Source organism: Dietzia sp. SLG310A2-38A2, from assembly GCF_014145095.1.
Classification (GTDB): Bacteria; Actinomycetota; Actinomycetes; order Mycobacteriales; family Mycobacteriaceae; genus Dietzia.
Window position 1 is genome coordinate 1 of sequence record NZ_JAALDX010000034.1, and the last position, 3,808, is coordinate 3,808.

Sequence of the window (3,808 nt, forward strand, 5' to 3'; positions counted from 1 at the left end):
GATGCTCGCGACCACCGAGATCAGCGGATCCCTGGCCGGCCTCACCGGGCTGGGAGGTCCCGCCCGCTGGGTCCCGGCCGGGGTCACGCTGACCCGCCGCGAGTCCCAGGTCGCCAAGTTGGTGGGGCAGGGGTTGACCAATGCGGAGATCGCGGACGAACTCCATCTGTCCAAGCGGACGGTGGAGGGTCACCTCAACCGGATCTACACCAAGACCGGCACCCGACTGCGAGGGTGAACGAGAGACCAAGTCGAGGTGTGAGCATGCGTCAGCCACAGGAGAATTCAGCGCAAAGCGATCCGGCGCCGGGAAATCCGGTGCCAAGCGACCCGGCACAGAGCGATCCGGACACCTTCTGCGAGGCGCCCGCGGCCTACATCGTGGAGACCTATTTCGTACTCCGGATGGTCATCGCGGCCGGCGCGCTCGTCCTCCCGGCGGCTCTTCTCCTGTGGGTGGCTCTCGACCAAGGCGTGACGATGATGGGCTCGCTCAGCGCCTTCTACTACTCGCCGGCCCGAAGTATCTTCGTGGGGATACTCGTGGCGATCGGCGTCGCGCTGGTGGCCTACCGCGGTTACACCCGTGGCGAGAACGCGTTGCTCAACGCTGCCGGTGTCCTGTCGATAGTGGTGGCGCTGGTCCCAACGGGCGACTCCTCTCTGCCCGGGCTCACCGTGGCGGGCGTCGTCCACACGGTGGCCGCGGTGGGGTTCTTCGTCCTGGCCGCGTTGTCGATCTTCTTCTATGGGCAGGAGACCCTCGGGTCCCTCCCGGATCCGACACTTCGGCGCCGGTATCGCGTGGCCTACCGGGTCCTCGCCGGGCTGGTCGTGGCGTTCCCGGCCTCGGCCGTTCTCGTCGCCTGGGTGGTGGGGCCGTCCGTGGCACTGTTCGCCGGAGAGGCGGCCGCTCTGTACGCGTTTGCTGGGTTCTGGTTGGTCAAGACGTACGAACTCGCCCGGTCCCAGGTACACAGGCGCGTCGTGTGAGGCGGACCTAGGCGATCGTGCGGCGGTAGGTGACCATGGCGACGGTGTACGCGGCGATGAGGATGCCGACGCACCAGGCGATCGCGATCCAGATGTCGGTGCCGACCGGTTGTTGTGCGAACAGGTCGCGGATGGCGTTGACGATGTAGGTCACCGGCTGGTGGTCGGCGAAGGCGCGCACCGGGCCGGGCATGGTGTCGGTGGGGACGAATGCCGAGCTGATGAACGGGAGGAAGATGAGCGGGTAAGAGAACGCACCCGCGCCGTCCGGGGTGGTGGCGGAGAGCCCGGCGATGACCGCGAGCCACGTCAACGCCAGGGTGAACAGGAGCAGGATGCCCGCGACCCCGAGCCACGCCAGCACCCCTGCCGGTGAGCGGAATCCCATGAGTAGGGCAACGCCCACCACGACCACCAGCGAGATCAGGGTGGCGATCAGCGAGGTCAGCACGTGCCCCCACAGCACGGCTGAGCGTGCGATCGGCAGGGATTGGAATCGCTCGACGATGCCGCCCTTCAAATCCAGGAACAGCCGGTACGCGGTGTAGGCGATACCCGAGGCGATGGTGATGAGAAGGATCCCGGGCAGCAGGTAGTTCACGTACGAACCCGAATCCGGGCCCGTGTCGATCGCGCCGCCGAAGACGTAGACGAACAGCAGTAGAAAGGCGACCGGCGTGAGGACGGTCGTGATGATGGTGTCCAAGCTGCGGGTGACGTGGCTCAGGGATCGTCCCAGCAGGACGGCCGTGTCGCCGAAGAAGTGCGTGCTCACTGGTGTTCCTTACTCGTCCGTGGTGTCCGTGGTGTCCGTGCTCTCGCTGACGAGCGCGAGGAAGACGTCTTCGAGGGTCGGCTGTTTCTCGACGTACTCGACCTGCGTGGGCGGGAGCAGTCGCTTGAGCTCGGCGAGGGTGCCGTTGACGATGATCCGGCCCTCGTCGAGGATTGCGATCCGGTCGGCGAGCTGTTCGGCCTCCTCCAGGTACTGCGTGGTGAGCAGTACCGTCGTGCCGCTGTCGGCCAGCTCCCTGACCGCCTGCCACACCTCGATGCGGGCCTGGGGGTCGAGCCCGGTGGTCGGCTCGTCGAGGAAGATGACCGGAGGGTTGCCGATGAGGCTCATCGCGATGTCCAGACGGCGGCGCATCCCGCCCGAGTAGGTCGACACCTTCCGCGTGGCCACCTGGGTCAGCGAGAAGCGCTCGAGCAGGTCATCCGCGATCGTGCCCGGGCCCTCGAGGTGGCGCAGCCTGGCGATGAGGACGAGGTTCTCCCGCCCGGTGAGGATCTCGTCGACGGCGGCGAACTGCCCGGTGAGGCTGAAGCGCTCCCGCACCTCCGCAGCCTGTGCGGCGACGTCGAAGCCGTCGACCTCGGCCGTTCCCGCGTCGGCCCTGAGCAGCGTGGCGAGGATTCTCACGACCGTGGTCTTGCCGGCGCCATTGGAGCCGAGCAGTGCGAAGATGCTGCCCCTCGCCACGTCGAAGTCCACGCCGCGCAGCACCTTCAGGTCCTTGTAGGACTTCTCCAGACCGTGCACACGGATCGCCTGGGTGGTCGGCGCGGTCATCAGAGGGCCCCCTCATCCTGTCCGGCATCGCCAGCCGCGGCGTCGATGGCCTCGGCCAGTCGCTGGCGCTCCTTGGCGATCCACTCCCTGCCGGAGTACGAGCGGGCGAACGTCTCCGCGAACTCCACCGGGTCGTCCCCGACGATGGCGCGCACGGGCGTGCCGTCGACTGCGGCTCGCTCCCACAGGTCGGCGTGGTCGCCGATCATCGTGATGAGCGTGTCGCCGTCGGTGAACCCTCCGTAGTAGATGAAGTACCGGTTGAGCGCCTTGGCGGCACTGCCGTACGGCTCGGGGAGAGCCTCGACCCGTGCCATGTGCTGCTTGTACTGCTTTTTCTGGTCAAGCGACCCGATGAGGGCCTCGATCCACTTCACGGCCATGATTACTTCTCTCCTTTGTTCTGTGGGGTGTCGATGTGGTGGTGGAGCTGTTCGATCCGCTCCACGAGGAAGTGCCACGTCCTCCAGAATTCGTCGAGGTTCTCGCGGCCCCGAGCGTTGAGCGAGTACACCTTGCGCGGCGGACCCTTCTCGGACGGGACCTTCTCCACGTCGACGAGCCCGCGCTGCTCGATCCTCACCAGGAGCGCGTACACGGTGCCCTCGGCGATGTCGGAGAAGCCCTGACCCCGCAGCCACGCGGTGATCTCGTACCCGTACGCGGGTCGCCCGGACAGGATCGCCAGGACGATGCCCTCCAACGTTCCCTTGAGCATCTCGGTGGCCTGCTTGCCCATCGAAGGTCCTCTCAACTACTCAGTAACAATGACTACCGGTACATAGTAACGCAGAATACCGGCGACGCAAGCCCGCGTGAACAGGGGATACGTCCGCGCCCCAGCCCGCTCCTCTCGCCGCCGGGTTACAGTCGGGTCAACCCCCGGCGTCGACGTAGATGGAGCCTCTCGCCCATGACGAACCTCGTCTTTCTCCCCGGCCTCCACGGTGACGCGCAGGTATGGGACCCGACTCTGCGCGCCCTGCCGGAGAGCTGGAGCGGCACGGCCCTGGACCTGCCGGCCGTGCCCGACCTCGACGCGCTCGTCGACGAGACCGCTCGGCTGATCGCCTCCGGCAGCGTCGTCGTCGGACATTCCCTCGGCGGCGTGGTGGCCATGCATCTCGCCGAGCGTCACCCGTCCCTCCTGGCCGGACTCGTCCTGGTCACCGCGCCCGTGGGCGCCGAGGATCCGGATGCCGCCGCGGCACGCGCCGCCCGCGCGGCGGACTTGAGCGCGGA

Annotated in this window: 7 protein-coding genes; 3 read left to right on the top strand and 4 right to left on the bottom strand. The window is 67.3% G+C overall.

All coding sequences use genetic code 11. The annotated features are described in order from the left end of the window. The coding region (locus G6027_RS01310) for a helix-turn-helix transcriptional regulator (RefSeq protein WP_182634701.1) at positions 1-238 on the top strand (238 nt) is incomplete at its 5' end. 80 nt (positions 239-318) lie between these two features. Next, complete coding sequence (locus G6027_RS01315; protein ID WP_346995591.1) at positions 319-993, top strand: hypothetical protein; 675 nt, start codon at positions 319-321, stop codon at positions 991-993. Positions 994-1,000: 7 nt separating this feature from the next. Here the strand turns inward: G6027_RS01315 and G6027_RS01320 are convergent, their stop codons facing one another. From G6027_RS01320 to G6027_RS01335, 4 genes are read right to left on the bottom strand one after another with little or no spacing between them, the layout of a single operon-like run. Next, positions 1,001-1,768 (bottom strand): ABC transporter permease, encoded by a 768-nt coding sequence (locus G6027_RS01320; protein ID WP_182634703.1) that lies wholly within the window; start codon positions 1,766-1,768, stop codon positions 1,001-1,003. Between the two features lie 9 nt (positions 1,769-1,777). Continuing rightward, complete coding sequence (locus tag G6027_RS01325) at positions 1,778-2,566, bottom strand: ATP-binding cassette domain-containing protein (RefSeq protein ID WP_182634705.1); 789 nt, start codon at positions 2,564-2,566, stop codon at positions 1,778-1,780. Then, positions 2,566-2,949, bottom strand: coding sequence for a DUF1048 domain-containing protein (locus G6027_RS01330; RefSeq protein ID WP_182634706.1), 384 nt, complete (start codon positions 2,947-2,949; stop codon positions 2,566-2,568). Before G6027_RS01330 ends, G6027_RS01325 begins: the two co-directional genes overlap by 1 nt. A gap of 2 nt (positions 2,950-2,951) precedes the next feature. Continuing rightward, complete coding sequence (locus tag G6027_RS01335) at positions 2,952-3,305, bottom strand: PadR family transcriptional regulator (RefSeq protein ID WP_182634708.1); 354 nt, start codon at positions 3,303-3,305, stop codon at positions 2,952-2,954. Between the two features lie 174 nt (positions 3,306-3,479). Between G6027_RS01335 and G6027_RS01340 the strand changes: the two genes are divergently transcribed. Then, the coding region (locus G6027_RS01340; RefSeq protein WP_182634710.1) for an alpha/beta fold hydrolase at positions 3,480-3,808 on the top strand (329 nt) is incomplete at its 3' end.